The following is a 16,808-nucleotide window of genomic DNA, read 5'->3' as shown; positions in this document are numbered from 1 at the left end:
TTTCAATCCAGTGCGTCGGTGAGGCGCGTGTAGCCGGCTCTCAATGGAATGAAGGCTTCGGCGGCGGCGTAGCCGGCTTCGCGGCCGCGGAATAGTTCCATTTGCTCGTGATCGCGTTTGTAGAGCTTCATGGGCTCTTGGCTTTCATGGGCCATGAGGGCTTTGACCTTATCGGCGCGAACGGCGGTGATATCCACGTAGACGGATGGGTCGAAGGCCATGGTTTGACGGCCATGCTCGACTTCGAAGAAGTACATTTCGGGCATCGCATCGAGACCTTGGGCCGCGCGAAAGGCGAGGAGGGCTGCGATTTGATGGTCCGGGTGCGAATCCATCGACCAGTGGGAGAAGATCATGGCGGGGTTTGCCTGCTTCAAATCGGCAATGAGCGTCGGGAGCCAGGGTGTATCGAGCTTCGAACCACCTTGATCGTCGAATAGGAAACTAGGCTCCGCTCCCATGAGTTTGCATGCCCGCTTGGCTTCTTCGCGCCTCGTCTCCACGACTTCTCGGCCAGTCTTGCCGGGAATACCACCGGCAAACGTGTAAATGACTTTGACGTGAAAGCCGGCTCGCACGAGCCGAATGAGCGTGCCGCCGCAGCCGGATTCTGCGTCGTCGGGGTGCGCGCAGATGCAGACCACCGTGCCCGAACCCCTTCCTCCCGGGCCCGGCGGTGCTGAACATGCTGCCGCCCCCAGGAATCCCAACATCCCGAGCAAAACGTTTCTTCGCGTCGTCACGGGCTCCCGTCCGTGCAATGCGCAATTGAATTTGCGCCATATTGATGAAAGCACCAATCCCGCCCTGCGGGATGAGCACCAAGTTCTATGTGTAGAGTGTCCCCACCATCCGATTGCGATCCAGAAATCGTACGCGGCGATTTTTTCCAAAGCGGAGAGAACTGCGAGTTCTCGCCCGAAAGGTCTACCGCACCCGGACCATCGTCCCCGGCTCCAAGGCCGTGGGGAATACCGCGCTCCAGCCCGCCGGCAGATGTGGCGCGGTCCATTTGAAGAGCCATTCGGCGTCGAGGGGAGCCAGGTTGACGCAGCCATGGCTGTGCACGCGGCCGAAGTCCTTGTGCCAGAAGGCCCCATGGAGGGCGATGCCCTTGTCGAAGAATTGGACGTAGGGGACGTCTTCAATCGAGTAGCGGCGATCCGCGTCCTCGCGCTCCAAGTTGTCCATCGTGGTCGTCGCCAGCTTGACCCAGATGCGGTGCGCGCCCTTGGGGGTGGCCGTCTCGACGTCGCCCTTGGTGGGCCGGCCCGACGAGACCAACGTGGCATACACGGGATGCGTTCCCTCGTAGGCAACCAGGGTCTGCGTTGCCAAGTCGACGTCGATCCATCGCTCGTCGGGGGCGACGTCGGTGGGGCGCTCCGACGGCGTGGGGTGCGCGAGATCGCGCGCGAGCATCCATTCCTCGGGGCTCGCGCCATCCTCCGAAATGCGCACCATGGCCCCACCCGCGACGGCGCGCTCCTCTTTCCAGGGGACGCGCGTGAGGCGCGGGCGCGTGCCCGTGATGGCCTCGTTGGGCCGGGCGCCGCGGCGCACCTTCGCATTGTCGGAGATGACCCAAGCCACGTCGACGGCGCGCGCCTCCTCCGCGATTTTCTCGCCGTGGAAGCTCGCGGGGCTCAGCGGCGAGAGCTCACGCAACGCGATCCATCGGCGGCGGGGCGTACGGATCCAGCGGCCATTGCCCACGGCGCGCTCTTCGGCGCCCGCGACGATGAACCCCGTTTCGTACTCCTGCGCGGGCGTATCGTCCTCGGCCCGCGCGGGGTCCTCGTAGCCGAAGGCGCCGTTTTGGCCGACCAGGTAATAGCGAAACGGCAGACCATCGCTCGTCGGCGCGCTCGCCCAGCGCTCGCGATCCTTGGCCGACCATGCCGGGTCGGGCGATGGGTCCGCCACGTCGGAGCACACCCAGGCGAGCGGCCCCACGAGCAGCCATCGCCCGCCGCAATTCGGCCCGCGCTTGGCGCCGTACAGCGGCAAACGCGCGTTGGGCATCATCGTCCCGCGGCGGCTGTCCAGCTTTCCCGGCACCGAAAAAATCGCCGGCTCGCCCCGCGTCGTCACGATGGATCGCATCCACGAGGACAGCGGAAGGTCGTTCGGATCGGTCCACGGCGGCACTTCGCGTCCCACCCGATCCGCCTGCGCGGGCGCGGCCCGCAACAACGCCGCGAGCGCAATGGCGCCGAGAGCGATACGTGCCATCGGTATCTTGCGCGGCAACTTGTGGGACGCCATGGCCATGGGAAGAGAGCCCTCTACTTCTGCGGAAGGCGTAGCTTGAACGTGGCGCCGCGGTTCGTCGAGTGCACGGTGATGGATCCGCCGTGTTCCTCGATGCTCTTTTTCACGATGGCGAGCCCGAGGCCCGTACCGCCCTTCTTCCCGCTGGTGACGAACGACTCGAAGAGCCGATGCTCGATTTCCTTGGGAATACCCGGGCCGGTGTCCGAACAGGTGATGACCAGCGCGTTGTCCGGTGTTTTCTCGCGCGAGACCTTGATCAGCAAGCGCCCGCCCTTGTCCGCCATCGCCTCCTCGGCGTTGCGCGCCAAGTTGTGGATCACGCGCAGGAGCTTGCCCTCGTCGAAACGCGCGGTGCCTTTGTCGTTCAGCTCGATGACCAGCTCCAGGCCGCGGCGCTGGAACTCCGGTTCGAGCTGCGCCTTCAGCGAGTCGAAGAACTCCTTCAGGTACACCTTGCGAATGAGCACCGTGCGCTCGCCGCGGGCGAACTCGAGCACGTCGCGGGTCATCGCGCTCAGATGCTCGAATTGCTTCAGCGCATGCTCGGCGTAGGTCTCGCGCGTCTCCGGGCGGTCTTCCTTCTGCATCATCTGCAGGTACCCGCGGATGACGGTGAGCGGCGTCTTCAGGTCGTGGATCATGCCGGACATCAGCCGGCCGATGGTCGTGAGCCGCTCCTCGCGTTCGCGCGATTCGCGAGCAAGTTGCAATTGTATCGCGGTGGAAGCATTCGCCGTGATCAGCTGCAAAAGGCCGCGATCTTCGTCGGTGAACTGCTTCTCGTGGCGCTTGTTGTAGAGAACGACGGCGCCCATCGGGACGCCTTCCTCACCCTCGAGTGGCACGCCCAGGGCCGACTGGCAGGGGAATCCGAGCTTGTCGTCGAGAAGCTTGCTCGCGCGCTTGTCGCCGTCCGCGCGCACGAGAACGACATCGTTGCGGCGCATGACCGTGCCCACGACGCCCTGCCCTTCCTCGAGCGAAACGCGGCGAAGGCGCGTGTGCTTGTCGTCCACGAGGTGAATCGCGAGGGCGCCGGACACGGCATCGCGCAAGGCCACGCCGGCGGCGCGCGCCTCGCAGGAGCGCATCGCCTCACCGAGCACGGCGAAGAAGAGCTCCTCGAGCGAGGAGGCGCGGGCCATCGCACTTTCGAGCCCGAAGAGCAGCTTCAAATCGCGCACGCGGCGCTCGAGTTGCTCCTTGGTCTCGATGAGCTGCATGTTCTTCTGGATGGTCGCCAGGAACAGCCGCGAATTGTCGATGGACACCGCGGCCTGCGTGGCGAGCGCCGCCAGAAGGGCCGCATCGTCGGTGGTGAAGTCGCCGCGGCGCTTGTTGAGCACCTGAATCACCCCGATGGTGCGACCCAGGTGGTTTTTCATGGGCCCGGCCAAAATGGACCGGGTGCGGTAGCCGGAGAGCTGGTCGAACTCGGGGCTGAAGCGCGGATCCTTGTAAGCGTCCTTGACGTGAAGCGGCTTTCCGGTTCGGGCCACGTGTCCCGAAATGCCCTGACCGACCTTGAGGCGGATGGATCGCACCTCGTCGCCCAGGACGATGCGGGAGATCAGCTCGTCTTTGGCCTCGTCGAGCAGGTACAGCGTGGCGCGGTCCGCATCGAGGGCGTCGGTGATTTTCTCGAGAATCAGCTCGAGAACCTGGTCGAGATCGTGGGTGGTGCCGAGGGCCAGGCCCACTTCGCGCAGCGCGTTGGTGACACGCACCTCGCGGGCAAGCGCCTCTTCGAGCTCGGCCACGCGGGATTCCAGGCCCACGCGGCGCGGGCTCGAAGGAATCGGCACCGGACTCTTCACGCTCACCGCACCATTCTACTGGTTTGACCTGGTGACGAGGAGAGGCTACGAGCAGGAGTCCAGACGAGGCGGCCTCCGGGGGACGTCGCCGCGTTCACCCCGCTGTACACTTGCAGCGGGCGCCGCCGACCCATCGCTAGAGAGCCATGAAACGGACCCTTATCGTCACGCCCACTTACAACGAAAAGGACAATCTTCCTCGGTTCATCGATGCCGTGCGGAGTGCGGCACCCGAGGCGGACATCATGGTGGTGGACGACAATTCGCCGGATGGGACGGGCGACATTGCCGATGCCATTGCGTCCAAGGACAAGAAGGTGCGTGTGCTGCACCGCGCCGGCAAGCTCGGGCTGGGTACCGCCTACATCCAGGCCTTCTTGCAGGGCTTGGCGGAGGGGTACGACCAGTTCTTCGAGATGGATGCGGATCTGTCCCACGACGTGAAGTACCTCCCTGCTTTTTTCCAGGCGCTGGAAGAGGGCGCGGACGTGGTGATTGGCTCGCGGAACATCCCCGGCGGTGACGTGGAGGGCTGGGGGGTCGGCCGCCACTTCATTTCCAAAGGCGGGTCGTTCTATTCACGCACGATTCTGGGCCTCGGCGTGAAGGACCTGACCAGCGGCTACAAAGCGTTCTCACGCCGCGCGCTGGATGCGATCCAGCTGGGTGCGGTGCACTCCAACGGGTACTCCTTCCAGATCGAGATGACCTACCGCGCCCTGCGACGCGGCATGAAGGTGAAGGAAGTGCCCATCGTGTTCGTTGACCGCACCTTGGGCGCCTCGAAGATGAGCCGAAAGATCTTCATGGAGGCCATCGGCGTGGTCTGGCGTCTGCGCTACGAGTCGATGACCGGGAAGATCTAGAGCTTCGTCGCCGCGATCACGACGTGCGGGTACGGGAGCACGTCGGGCACGCGCACGATGCGCACCTTGAAACCGAGCGACGTGAGCATGGCGCCCCAATCTTGGTGGTGGCGGTATGCGAGCGGCTCTTTCCAGCCGACCATGACCCGGTCGAGCACCTCGGTGAAGAGGAGTCCGAAGCGCGGCTCGGTGGTGATGTCCTTGATGAGGAGCATGCCGCCCGGAACGAGGAGATCGCGCAGACGCTCGAGCACGGGGCGCTGATCTTCCGCGGGAATGTGGTGCATGACGTCGAGCACGTAGGCCGCGTCGAAGCTGCCCTGCAGCGGGACATCGCGCACGTCGCCGACGTGAAAGCGGTGTGCGGTGCAGCCGATGGACTTCGCGACCTCGCGCGCCATGTCGATGCGGCGGGCATTGGGGTCGATGCCGACGATGGATCGCTTGGGTTGCGTCTGGCCGAAGTAGGCGGCAAACAGGCCGAACCCGCACCCGACGTCGAGGATGCGACCTTCGTCGGTCAGCATCAGGTCCATGACGCTGAGAAGCTTGGGGCGCAGGATGGAGAAGCGAACGCTGGCGTAGGCGCGCTCGACGAAGGGCAATGCGCGCGCAATGTTCGCAATGGCCCTGCTGCCGTAGACCTCCGGCGCGGAAAAATGTGTCTCGGAGGCAATGCTCAAGCGCGGCAAGACGCGCCTCCGGCTCTGCGGCGGACGTTGGGAAGGATCATGAAAAGGGGAAGCCGCGTTGGACACGGGCCCGACGCTAGCACTGCTTGGCGCGCCTGTCGCGCTCCGATGGCCTACACCGACGAGCACGCCTGAGGCGAGCTATCTTCTCGAAATGCACCGATGCTGGCTCGCGGTCTTGCTCTTGGCGCTCATGGCCGCCATCGGATGCGGCTCGCACGTGGAGTCTCCGCAAGCCGGCACGGAGTTCGTCATCGATGACCGTGCGGCCATCGTGTGGTGGAGCCCGATGCCATCGCCGGTGCCGGCGTTCGCGGCGTCCGAGCTGCAGTCGTACCTCGAACGCATCTCCGGAAAAAAGCTCCCGGTCTACGCGGGGCGGCTACGCGCCGGAGATACTGCGCCGACCTTGCCCGGTGCCGTCGTGTTGCTCGCGGGGGCCCATGCGGGCGAGCTTTCTGCTTCGTGGTTGAACGATGCCGCGGCGATGCTCTCCGGCAAGCAAGACGATTCGTTCGTCCTCGCCGGCGACCGCGATCGTATCGTCATGACGGGAGGGCATCCCCGCAGCACCCTCTATGCGGTCTACGATCTGCTCGAACGAGCCGGGGCTCGGTTCTTTGCGCCGTCGTATCCTTTTTATCGCACCCGCGAAGGGGATTTTTCCGAGGCGATAATCCGTCAGGATCCACTTCGGATTCCGACGCTGCACGTGCTCGAGCAGCCGAGCTTCCGCTACCGACGAAAGCACGTCGAAGAGGGCTGGAGCCACACCCACGAAACGATGCGCGAGCTCGTCGATTGGATGGCGAAGAACAAGCTGAATACGCTCGTCGTTCCCTACGACTACGGCGGCATGGGCCTCGTGCGTTGGGATGCGTGGCGCAACGATCTTACCCCGGAGCTGGAAAAACGCGGCATTCTGCTGGAGGTGGGAGGCCATGGATACACGTCCTGGATTCCGCCCACTACGTACCCTGGGTATTACGAGAATGGATACAACGTATTCAAAGTTTCCAACCCGGCCGGACTCGCCGAGTACGAGAAGAACGTCGTCGCCTATTTGAAATCGCATCCGGAGATTGCGATTTTCGATGCGTGGCCACCGGACAACGCCCGCTGGACTCCTGCCGATGTGGAGGCGTTTGGGAGTGTTTCGAATGCCCAGGCACACGTCGCCCGGCATTTGGGCGATGCGTTGAAGAAAGAAACGCCCGCGGTCCGACTCGAGAGCCTCGCCTATCTACCAGCGACCGACCCGCCGTCTCCGGCATCGATGTACGAAGCGACGTCCCTCGTCGATTTCGCTCCGTACGATCGTAGCTACGCCGAGCCGCTCTCCGGAACGGCGTATCCGCGCAACGTCTATTACGACGGACTCGTTCGAAGATGGGCCGACGCCGGGTTCAAGGGCGACATTTCGATTTACGAGTACTATAGGAAATACAGCTGGCACTCCCTGCCTGTCGTTCTTCCTACGATCATCGGAGGGGATATTCCCCATTATCGTACTCTGGGCGCGACGGGCCTGGGCACGTATTCCGAGCCTGCCGATTGGATCACGTACGAATTGAACCATCGCCTCGTCGCAGCCCTTTCCTGGAATACGGCGCTCGATGTGAAAGCTTACTTGAACGACCATGTCGTGCGCCGGTTTGGGGCAGCGCTCGCACCGGACATGATGGCGTATTTTCGCGATGTGGAGACCGCCGGCCGGGATCTCTACACCGGGCCGAATGCGGCGTTCGGCGACACGCCACGATTTTTGGACGCGCGGGCGAAGTACCTCGCGGTGGAAAAATTGCTGACGAGCGTGCGGGACCGCACCGGACCGACTGGGACGGCAGCCGGCCTCTTGATTGACCGACTCGCGATCCACGCGCATTTTGCGTCACTCGACATGGACATTGCCTACTTTACGCGCGTTCAACCGGACGCGCCGAAGGTGGCGGCCGCACATGCCGAGATGGCCCGCTTCGTCGACGAGCACATGTTCGATGGCATCGTCTTGAAATGCACGTATTTGCAACTTCGCTATTTGACATCGCCCCCACCCGCCGACGACGAGCAAGCCATTCGAGCAGCGTACCGCGCGAAGTGGCCGTAGGGGCGTGGTAACATGGACGAAGAATGTCGAACCTCGAGCTCCCGGTCGTCGATCTCGATGCGCAGCGCGCAAAGGTAGCGACGGATCTCCGCGTTGCGTGCGAGCGGGATGGATTTTTCTATGTGAGCAACCACGGTGTGTCCGAGTCGCTCCAAACGGAGCTCGAGGTGCGGGCACGAGCCTTTTTCGCGCGGCCGCTCGAAGAGAAAATGGCGATTGCCATGGATCGCGGCGGGCGGGCATGGCGCGGCTATTTTCCAGTGGGCGGCGAGTTGACGTCGGGGGTGCCCGATTCCAAAGAGGGCATTTATTTCGGCACCGAGCTCGCTCTGGAGGATCCGCGTGTGCAGGCGTGCCTGCCGCTCCATGGGCCGAATTTGTTTCCAGCGGAGGGTGGATTTCGCGAGGCGGTCCTTTCCTACATGAGGGCCATGACGGAGCTCGGGCACCGGCTGATGGCCGGCATCGCCGAAAGCCTCGGGCTCGAGGCGCGTGAGGTAAGCGCAAGCCTTCTTCGGGATCCGCTCACGCTATTTCGTATTTTCAATTACCCCGCCGAGCCGGCGGAAACGCCGCGGTGGGGTGTGGGCGAGCACACGGATTACGGTCTTCTGACGATTCTCAAGCAGAGCGACGAAAGCGGATTGCAGGTGCGAACGGCCCGCGGCTGGATCGAGGCGCCGCCGTTGCCGGGGACCTTTCTCTGCAACATCGGCGACATGCTCGAGTGCATGACCTACGGCCGCTACCGGTCGACACCGCATCGAGTGAAGAATACGAGTGCGCGCGATCGGCTTTCGCTCCCCTTCTTCTTCGACCCGAGCTTCGACGCCGACGTGCGTCCGCTCGTGCCGCGCGCTTCCTTGGAAGAGACGACGCGATGGGACGGGCGCAGCGTGTTCGATTTTCGCGGCACCTATGGCGAGTACCTACTCGACAAAGTGTCCAAGGTCTTTCCCGCCCTGGCCACGAGCCAACTCCGCCGCGAAGGCGCGCCATAGCTCTTTTCCCTGCGGCCAATCCGCAATGGCGCTCGCGCCATTGATGTGCCCGAGCGCGCCTGCCACCGCGACGCGGCTTCCCCATTGTGCAGCGCGCATCGAAGCGTAATCGATGGAGGCGTAGGGATCGTCCGTGCTCGCCACGATGAGCGACGGGAACGGAAGGCGCGCGGCAGGAACCTGCGCGAATGAATGCGCCTCCGAAGGAAATACGGGCGAACTCGGATCGGGCACCGCGACCAGAAAGGCGCCTGCGACCCGCGCGACGGCGGTACTGGCCCAATGGGCCACCAAAAGACAACCGAGGCTATGGGCCACGAGCCACGGTGGCTCCTTCGAGGCCGCCACTTCGCGATCGAGCGCCGCGATCCACTCGCCGAGATCGGGCCGGTCCCAATCGGAACAACGCATTCGGCGCATCGATGCGTTTCGTTCCTGCCATCGGCTTTGCCAATGCGCCTCGCCCGAGTTGCCAATCCCGGGGACGAGGATGATATCCGTCACTTGATTCGTCATGCGAACATCGTGGCGCAATTCTCGGTACGATGGCATAGGATCTCATCGGCAGAATGTCGTTCTAGCCGATGAAATGAAGGTACGAGATGGCACGCACCGCGAAACGAACCCCTCTGGATCGGATGGACATGGCCATCCTCGAAACTTTGCAAACGGAAGGACGGATCGGCATTTCCGATCTCGGCCGGCGCATCGGTTTGTCCCAGCCCGCCACCTCGGAGCGGGTGAAACGCCTCGAAGAACGAGGGATCATCGTGGGATACGGCGCCAGGCTCGACCCGAGCGCGCTGGGCTTCGGGCTGATGGCCATCATTCGGCTGCGCACCACGCACGAAAACATCCGCCCCTGCCTCAAACGCTTCGCGGAGATGCCTCAAATCGTGGAGGTGCTGCGCCTCACCGGGGAAGACTGCTTTCTCCTCAAAGTGCTCATCCCGTCGCCCGGCGAGCTGGAGACCATCGTCGATGCGATCGCGCGCTACGGCGCCGTCACCACGTCCCTCGTGCTGCGCAGCGAGCCGCCGAAGGCCATCGGGCGCGCGCTGCTCGAGAGACGTTAGCTTGCAGCCTCCTTCAAGATCACGAGCTCGCCGTTGCCAATGGGGGACAGAGAGCTCAGATAGCCCTCCGAGGCGGCGACGCGGCGGATGAAGCCTTCCATTTGCTCGGCGTGCGAAATCGCATTATCGACCACGATCAGGCCGCCGGGCTGGAGGATCCGTTGCAACGAACTCCACCAATCCACGTAATGCTCACGATCGCTGTCCAAGAAGATGAAGGAGTACTCTCCATTGCCGCGCGAAGCGATGAACTGCCCGGCTTCGTCGTTGACTTGGCGGATGCGCGCGCCGAGCCCTGCGCGGGAAAAGTTCTTTTCCGCCATTGCGATTTTGTGCGGCGCTCGCTCGATGGTCGTGACCACGCCGCGCTCGCCCACGGCATCGGCAAGCCACAATGTGGAATAACCGTTCGAGGTGCCAATCTCCAAGACATTGGTGGCCCGCGTAGCCTTGATGAGCAGGGCGAGGAACACGCCGGTATCGTGCGTGATGTTCAACATCTTGTGGCTTCGATCGCTCGTTGCCGCATCGTTGGTTTTGCCGAACTCTTCCAACTCACGTAGCACCGCGAGTAGCGCCTGTTTCATGTTGCCTCCTCCTAGTGAGAGCCTAAATGAGATAGGTGTCGGATGGCGATGTAAAGTCCGAGCGACAGCAGAGCCACGTGAAAGACCGTTCGAAACTTTTCCTCGGGGATCCCTTTGCGAATTCGGTTTCCGATTGACATTCCGATCGTCGCCGGGATCAAGGCAATGGCGGACATCACGGCCAGGTTTGCGCTGAGCAGGTCCTGCATCCGCAACGACCAAGCCAAACCGATGGTCGAAAGCGTAAAGAGGATTCCCATACTCTGAATCAACTCGTCACGCGAGAGCCCGAGCGATTGCAGGTAGAAGATCCCCGGCACCGCCGACGAGCCGGTCAATCCGGTGAGAAAGCCATTGATGCCGCCGAAGATCACCCCGGTGGGGTGCACCCATCGCTCTCGGATGGTCAGCCGCATTTTGAACAGGCCCAGCACACCGTAAATCATGAGTCCCATGCCGAGCAGCGACGACATGAGCGATGCGTCGAAGTAATGCAACGTAAAGGCACCGGAGGCCGTCAGCGCCGTGGCGGCAACCAGAAACGGCCAGGTGCGCACGGTCACGGCGCGGCCGCGACCACCGGTACACGCCTGCAGAACATTGGTCAGAAAGGTCGGAATGAGGATCAGCGCCTTCGCCGGTTGGATCCCAATCGCCGCGGTGAGGATGCCGAGGACGACGGGCGGCAGACCGAGGCCAGTCAGCCCTTTGACCAAGCCGCCAACGAAGAACGTCACGACGATGACGGCGATGGTCGTTGCGTCGAAGGCCATATCCTCGAACCGGGCTCAGAGCGCCTTCCAGCGCATCATGGGGTCGCACCGGCACGGGGATGCACTTGCGGAACCCCTTGGGACGAGAGAAACCTCAACGCCTTCACGACGTCGTCGCGCTCCTCGGAGGTCAAGACTTCCGGCTTGTCGCGTTCGAAGCGATCTGCAAGTTCGATGATGTCGTCTTTGCGATTTTCGATGTAGACGACGCCGTCCGAAACGTGCGTCGGCGCGCGCCCCGCGAACTTCGCCGCCACTTCTTTGGCGGCGGGGATGAAGTGGATGTCGAACGTGCCGAGCTGCAAAAGCACGTACCGAGCCGGAGTCCCCACGGGGGCGGAGTTCACGAACCTGTGCTTGCTCGGGTTGGGGACCTGGAAGATCTGGCCGGGATGGATGGTGAACACCTCTCCCGTGTCGGGCAGCTCGATGGAGATCTGACCTTTGGCGCAGTACACCATGTCCGAAACTTGGTTGTGAAAATGATACGGAATGGACTTGTGGTCCAAGTTGAACACGCTGACCCGCACGCCGTCCTGGTAATGGAATTCCTTCATCTCCATCGCTCATCTCCTCATTTCGACGGTGACGATACTCGGACCGCGGCCCGCGGCCGGTTTTGGCTTGTCGGCCGCGCTCATGACAACCGCGACCTCGAGCCACTCGTCGGCGACCCATTCCGCAGCCTCGACGAATGCGCCGGCGAAGTTTCGTTCGTTTTGCCAGAACCTCACGGGTGACCCGAAGGATGCCAGGTGCGCCGACGGAATACAAACGCTACCCGCGCGCTTCATCACGCGATATCCACCTGGTGCGAGTGCGATGCCGCCCGTGACATATCCACCTTCTTCATGCGGCACCACCTCGCCTCGCCTCAGGAGATTCTGCATCAACGGGGAAGGGTGAAGATTCATCGCGAAATCTTGGGCGCTCGCGCGAATCATACAGTCTGCCCGGATGGTGATCGGTTGTCCGTCGTCCGACTGACACGCAATGCGAAATGCGCCGTCGGCGTCGACCACGGGCGCGGGCGCATCGTACCCCAGCTTCACGACGCTCAGCACGCCAGCGTCCATCAATGCGAGTAGCTTTTCCGCATTGGCGGCGGGCATGGGAACGGCCGTCCGAATGAAGTGCGTATCCAGCATTCGATCGTATACGGCTTTGTCGCGTGGCTCGAGCACGCTGTAAAAGCGCATGCGCCTCGCCTTCAGGACAACCGTGTACACCAGGTTGCCGGTGTACGAATCCCGAAGATCGACGGCGAGCTTTTCCCTCGCCGAAGGGTATCGAGGACTCACGACGTCGGCCCATCCCACGGCGCCGCCGGTGGCCCGGCGCAGCTCGAGGTCCAGCAACTCCAGAATGGCGTCGATCTTCAGGTACCCATTCTGCTCGCGCCGCATCGCCGCAAGGCGCTCCTCGGTCAGGTGGTGCATCTCGTACGTGGCGAGCGGCCCCCGAATGGGCGAAAAGAACCCACAGCGCGATCCCGCCACGATGTGGAGCGGACCGCCTGCGCCGGGGAAGGCCGCCGCCCGGTACGATGCGACGTGGCCGTCGTGCGTGTACGTGAATTCGCCTTCGTCGCACAAGGTCAGGATGGCATCGATGCCGCTGGGCCCCATCCCCTGCACGAACACGCGCGGTGGCTCGGTGCGACCGGGCTGCGACCGCACCTTGTTCGCGACGGCGGATTTCACGGCGCCCGGCGGATAGGGCGAGGCCATGAAGCCATCGCTCTTCGCGACCGCGTCGGCGGCCTTGGTCTGCCAGTGTCCTGTGCTCAGGAGCACGCGATCAAGTCCGCCGATGGTGAACTCCTCGTGCGTGTCGAGCTGCCGCAAGGTGAGGGAGAACGTTTCTCCCTCGGTACGCCCATCGATGGCCTCGTGACGCATGTACTGGTGCACGTGGATGCCATGGGCGAGGGCCCGCTCGAGAGCCTCCTGAAAGCGCTGTTCGAGGTACAACCCAAACAGCGCCCGCGGATAGAATTCGTCGTTGTCGGGCTGCCAATCGGCGAGCGTGATGCCCGGGTGCGTTTCGAGCACGAGCTCCGCATGATCACGAATGAGGCGCGATTTGTTCTCCGTCATCCAATCGATGAAATCGTTGCCATGGATGGACATCGTGCTCGCCTGGTTGTTGCACCGGTGGGCGAGCTGGACATTGTCTTTCGAATACGGATAACCCGGCCCGTTCACCGTGCCGCGCTCCACGGTGATGATCGTGATCGCCGATGTTTCGGGCGACGAGCTTTGGTGCGGTGCAGTCAGGCGCTGGACCAGATGCCATAGCGCGCAGGTGCCCGCGAATCCGGTGCCAACGATGCAATATTTGAGAGCCCCCATCGTGGTTGGCACTTCAGGACACCAAGCGCGTGAGCGCCCGCCGGATGCGCGCGCCAGCCTTGCTCACCAGATGGAGCGAGCGGCCGCAGTTGATGCGCACGAAGTGATTCAACGCCTCCCCCTCTGCGAAATGGTTGCCACAAATGGTGGCGACACGGGCTTCGCTGAGGAGAAAGCGATCGGCCTGATCGTAGCCGTGCCTTTTGTACGCATCGGCGTAGTTGGAAAAGTCGACGAACAGGAAATAGCCACCCTGCGGAGGGGCAACGTGCAGCGACGGAATCGCGTTGAGCTCCTGCAGCATGCTCTCCAGATTGGCGCGTGCGCTCTTCGCGCGCGACGTCGCCACCTCGTCCATCTCCGGCTGCAGCGCCACGTGCGTGGCGACCTGTCCGTAGGTCGACGCGAAAGATGTGAGGTTGACCTGCGCGCGCGCAGCTCCATCCACGATGTCCGCCGGCCCACATAGATAACCGATTCGGTCGCCGTGCATGCCGTACGTTTTGCCCGGCCCGGTCACCCCCACCGTCCATGGCCGCATGGAGCAGCGCGTGCCATTCTCGAGCCCCGCCTCGAGGGCAGCAAAGGTCTTGGCGCGGGCTCCTAGGATATGGGCTTCGTACGGGCTATCGAACAGGACGTAAATCGGACTCGCGCCGCGCGCCTCACGGCGAACATTGTGCGCCGCGATGACCTCGGCCAGGGCGGACAATTCTTCGGTCGAGTAAACCTTGCCCGTTGGATTGATGCAATCGCCGAGGACGACCATCTTCGTCCGCTCCGAGATGGCATTCTCGAGTGCGGGGGCCGTCAAGCCATCGCGCGCCGTCACCAGGATGGTCTTCGGGACGGCTTCGTGCAGGCGCACCATATCCGAGTAGTGCGGCCAATTGGGCACGGGAATCACCACCTCGTCGCCAGGATTCAGCAACGTGTGGAAGGCCACCGAAATCGAGCCCTTCACGCCGCCCGGCGTCACCAGGATTTCTTTCTTCGGGTCGTACGCGATGTCATGCAAACGCGCGATGCGCGCCGCAATGGATTCCAGCAAGAACGGGAACCCTTTGACCGGCGCAAAGGCGTGGACGATATCGGAGCGCGTTCGTACGAACTCGATGACACCTCGATCGATTCGTGAATCCGTTCGTGTATCCAACGCGCCAATGCTCAGGTCGATGACCTGTTCTTCCAGGGCAAGTCCACGATTGATTTCGACGAGCTTGGCCGCCGTTCCATGCGTCACGGAATCGGGAAGATTGAGGACCGCATTGGAAATGCCACGATTTTTCGATACCATCATTCCGCTACCTCGCTCCCGGGGCGGCATTCAACGCGCACGCCTTTTCATACATCGCGTTCCACATGGCCAACTGGATGTTCAGCGTTTCATTCGCGCCATAGGCGATTTCGGCAATGTCCGCCTCGGTCTGGCAGTTGTTGATCACACACTGCTTGGCATCGGCGGCGTGACGCTCTTCCACCCCGTTGCTCACGTGAGCATTGAAGTAGACTTCGACCTTCTTGACGAAGTCCGATTGCGTCAAGTTCTTGCGGCTGGCGCGAAATGCCGTGCGGCATATGCGCAGCATCTTGTCCGCATGGGACTCGAGGGCCATCACCACGCCGAGCATGCGATGGTAGCTACCGCTGAGCAGTTCCAGGGTGCGTTTGCGGTACGCCACCGTCTCGTCGAGGATCAATTTGCTGCTGCGAGCATCTTTCACCAGCAACGAGGGCAAATCGAACTCGGCTTGCCCGTGTAGGTTGTGAGCGTTCTCCATGAACACTTCGTGGCAATGAGCGCGATTTCCGTTTCCGGTCTCCTCATTGAGGATATACGCAAATAAGATCAGCGTGTCGCGATCGTCGTTCGCCGCGGCCCGCGCGCACACGTGGGCGATACCTTTGACGGTGCCCTCGGTGCGATGGAAGAAGTTTGCGCGGTGAAAGTCATAAGTTTGGCGAGTCCAGGCCGAATTCTCGAGAAATTTGAAATAATCGTTGCCATAGACCGGATGTCGTTCCAGGTCGGACATGAGCGAATTGACTTGATTGTGCAGATCGAACGTTGTGCTTGGCGCCATTTTATTCCCCATTCCACGCACTCCCGGAGCGCGGCCAATGAGAACGTCACAATCGACAGTGGTTCTGCGTTCTTCGGAAACGTCTCCAGCGAACACCAGAAAGACACCCGCGCAGATGCGCATGCGGGGAAATATCGAATTAGGTCCGGGCCAAAAATTGTCAACCAGTCAAGCTTGCGAAGGACGAATTTGGCACAAAGCGACGGATCGCCCCAACGAGATTGGCGATACTCCGATGTCCAAATAGCCACGCGACAATTGAACATCGCGGCCATCTCTTGGTTCGCTCGCGACAATTATCGAAAATAAATTCGACGAATCGACGAGTACCTATCGCGACAATGTGACGCGAGTTTGACCGTCGGAAACGGATGCAATGCGCCTCGATGGCGTCGGAGCGGAGAGGATCGCGAGCCCTCCTCGGGGGAAGGCCCGCATCTCGCGTCGCCCGATTCAGTTCTGCGACGATTCTACGCGCGCGCCCGGATCGTCGGGTCCGGCCGGCGCGGGCACGTATTTCCTTCGCAATTCTTGGACGTACTTCGCTTTCTCTTCATCGGACACATCGGCCGCATGGGAGGCTTCCCCACTGTTCGACGCTTTTACCATCAGCTCCACCAGGGTATTCAATTGCGTTTGCTCGTAGACGACTTCACTTCGTTGGCGGGCCTGCTCGACGAACGCATTGGCAAAGTAGGTTCGATCGCCGCTGTCGAGTTGGCAGAACATCTTGATGATCGCGTCCTGCGTGCCGCTGCGAAAGTTGATGCGATGCCACCGTATATCGGGGTTTCGGAGGAGGAATTCGAACCTCTGTTTGAGTTCGGAGTACGGCAGTTTCGCGATGTCCAATTCTTTCCAGTTCTCGTCGGCGAATCGAAGAACCATTTCTTCCGGAGTCTCCGGGCTCAGAGGCGCCTGCTGAAGCTCGGTTGACCTCTGGCCGAGGTCATCCACGGCCGCCGCCACGTCGTTGCCTGTCGTCGCAGCCTGGGCGGCTCTTTTGGCCGCCCGTTTCGTGATCCCCATGGCAGACCTCTCCTTTCTTGGCGTCGAGTATGCTTTTCTTTTGTCGAAGCCAGCGCGGTCAGCCTCTCCAAAGAACGCTGTCAGAATGTGTCCTCGGTGGATTGGCGTTGGCAAGCACGAAGGTGCCTCGGCGCGCTTCGGGTCG

General features: G+C 62.3%; 16 protein-coding genes. 4 read left to right on the top strand and 12 right to left on the bottom strand.

Annotated features, from left to right (window positions below):
• Positions 1–2: 2 nt before the first annotated feature.
• The 3 genes from LZC95_52115 to LZC95_52105 all read right to left on the bottom strand — a co-directional run bounded on the left by LZC95_52115 (position 3) and on the right by LZC95_52105 (position 4,100).
• Complete coding sequence (locus LZC95_52115) at positions 3–743, bottom strand: PIG-L family deacetylase (protein WXA94958.1); 741 nt, start codon at positions 741–743, stop codon at positions 3–5.
• Between the two features lie 184 nt (positions 744–927).
• On the bottom strand, positions 928–2,274 hold the full coding sequence (locus LZC95_52110) for a L,D-transpeptidase (protein ID WXA94957.1): 1,347 nt from the start codon (positions 2,272–2,274) through the stop codon (positions 928–930).
• A 14-nt stretch (positions 2,275–2,288) separates the two neighbouring features.
• Positions 2,289–4,100 (bottom strand): GAF domain-containing sensor histidine kinase, encoded by a 1,812-nt coding sequence (locus LZC95_52105; GenBank protein ID WXA94956.1) that lies wholly within the window; start codon positions 4,098–4,100, stop codon positions 2,289–2,291.
• A 140-nt stretch (positions 4,101–4,240) separates the two neighbouring features.
• Here LZC95_52105 and LZC95_52100 point away from each other — a divergent pair, with 140 nt between their 5' ends.
• Entirely contained in the window at positions 4,241–4,960 is a 720-nt protein-coding gene (locus LZC95_52100) for a polyprenol monophosphomannose synthase (protein ID WXA94955.1), read from the top strand.
• Here the strand turns inward: LZC95_52100 and LZC95_52095 are convergent.
• Positions 4,957–5,643 carry a class I SAM-dependent methyltransferase gene (locus tag LZC95_52095; GenBank protein ID WXA94954.1) on the bottom strand — a complete coding sequence of 229 codons (687 nt, stop codon included), beginning with the start codon at positions 5,641–5,643 and terminating at the stop codon, positions 4,957–4,959. The two genes, LZC95_52100 and LZC95_52095, sit on opposite strands and share 4 nt — an antisense overlap.
• A 163-nt stretch (positions 5,644–5,806) precedes the next feature.
• Here LZC95_52095 and LZC95_52090 point away from each other — a divergent pair, with 163 nt between their 5' ends.
• Together LZC95_52090 and LZC95_52085 are read left to right on the top strand one after the other, a co-directional pair.
• On the top strand, positions 5,807–7,759 hold the full coding sequence (locus tag LZC95_52090; GenBank protein WXA94953.1) for a DUF4838 domain-containing protein: 1,953 nt from the start codon (positions 5,807–5,809) through the stop codon (positions 7,757–7,759).
• 23 nt (positions 7,760–7,782) lie between these two features.
• Positions 7,783–8,760, top strand: a complete 978-nt coding sequence (locus LZC95_52085) for an isopenicillin N synthase family oxygenase (protein WXA94952.1) — start codon at positions 7,783–7,785, stop codon at positions 8,758–8,760.
• Here LZC95_52085 and LZC95_52080 read toward each other — a convergent pair.
• A complete protein-coding gene (locus tag LZC95_52080; GenBank protein WXA94951.1) occupies positions 8,689–9,276 on the bottom strand; it encodes an alpha/beta fold hydrolase in 588 nt (195 codons plus the stop codon). The genes LZC95_52085 and LZC95_52080 overlap by 72 nt on opposite strands.
• 128 nt (positions 9,277–9,404) lie before the next feature.
• Here LZC95_52080 and LZC95_52075 point away from each other — a divergent pair, with 128 nt between their 5' ends.
• The gene (locus LZC95_52075) at positions 9,405–9,836 is read left to right on the top strand and encodes an Lrp/AsnC family transcriptional regulator (GenBank protein ID WXA94950.1); all 432 of its coding nucleotides are present in this window, start codon (positions 9,405–9,407) and stop codon (positions 9,834–9,836) included.
• Here the strand turns inward: LZC95_52075 and LZC95_52070 are convergent.
• The 7 genes from LZC95_52070 to LZC95_52040 form a co-directional block, all read right to left on the bottom strand.
• A complete protein-coding gene (locus LZC95_52070; GenBank protein ID WXA94949.1) occupies positions 9,833–10,423 on the bottom strand; it encodes an O-methyltransferase in 591 nt (196 codons plus the stop codon). The two genes, LZC95_52075 and LZC95_52070, sit on opposite strands and share 4 nt — an antisense overlap.
• Before the next feature lie 11 nt (positions 10,424–10,434).
• Positions 10,435–11,196, bottom strand: coding sequence for a sulfite exporter TauE/SafE family protein (locus LZC95_52065; GenBank protein WXA94948.1), 762 nt, complete (start codon positions 11,194–11,196; stop codon positions 10,435–10,437).
• A 35-nt stretch (positions 11,197–11,231) separates the two neighbouring features.
• Complete coding sequence (locus tag LZC95_52060) at positions 11,232–11,759, bottom strand: cupin domain-containing protein (GenBank protein WXA94947.1); 528 nt, start codon at positions 11,757–11,759, stop codon at positions 11,232–11,234.
• A 3-nt stretch (positions 11,760–11,762) separates the two neighbouring features.
• Positions 11,763–13,550: an FAD/NAD(P)-binding protein gene (locus tag LZC95_52055; GenBank protein ID WXA94946.1), complete on the bottom strand. Its 1,788-nt coding sequence runs from the start codon at positions 13,548–13,550 to the stop codon at positions 11,763–11,765.
• Between the two features lie 13 nt (positions 13,551–13,563).
• Positions 13,564–14,850 carry a pyridoxal phosphate-dependent aminotransferase gene (locus LZC95_52050; protein WXA94945.1) on the bottom strand — a complete coding sequence of 429 codons (1,287 nt, stop codon included), beginning with the start codon at positions 14,848–14,850 and terminating at the stop codon, positions 13,564–13,566.
• A 4-nt stretch (positions 14,851–14,854) separates the two neighbouring features.
• On the bottom strand, positions 14,855–15,757 hold the full coding sequence (locus tag LZC95_52045) for an iron-containing redox enzyme family protein (protein WXA94944.1): 903 nt from the start codon (positions 15,755–15,757) through the stop codon (positions 14,855–14,857).
• A 330-nt stretch (positions 15,758–16,087) separates the two neighbouring features.
• Positions 16,088–16,777, bottom strand: a complete 690-nt coding sequence (locus tag LZC95_52040) for a hypothetical protein (GenBank protein ID WXA94943.1) — start codon at positions 16,775–16,777, stop codon at positions 16,088–16,090.
• Positions 16,778–16,808 lie beyond the last annotated feature (31 nt).

It is taken from the genome of Sorangiineae bacterium MSr12523 (genome assembly GCA_037157775.1).
GTDB lineage: Bacteria > Myxococcota_A > Polyangia > Polyangiales > Polyangiaceae > Pendulispora > Pendulispora brunnea.
The sequence above is the reverse complement of the archived record's forward strand: the minus strand, read 5'-3'. Positions and strand labels throughout refer to the sequence as shown.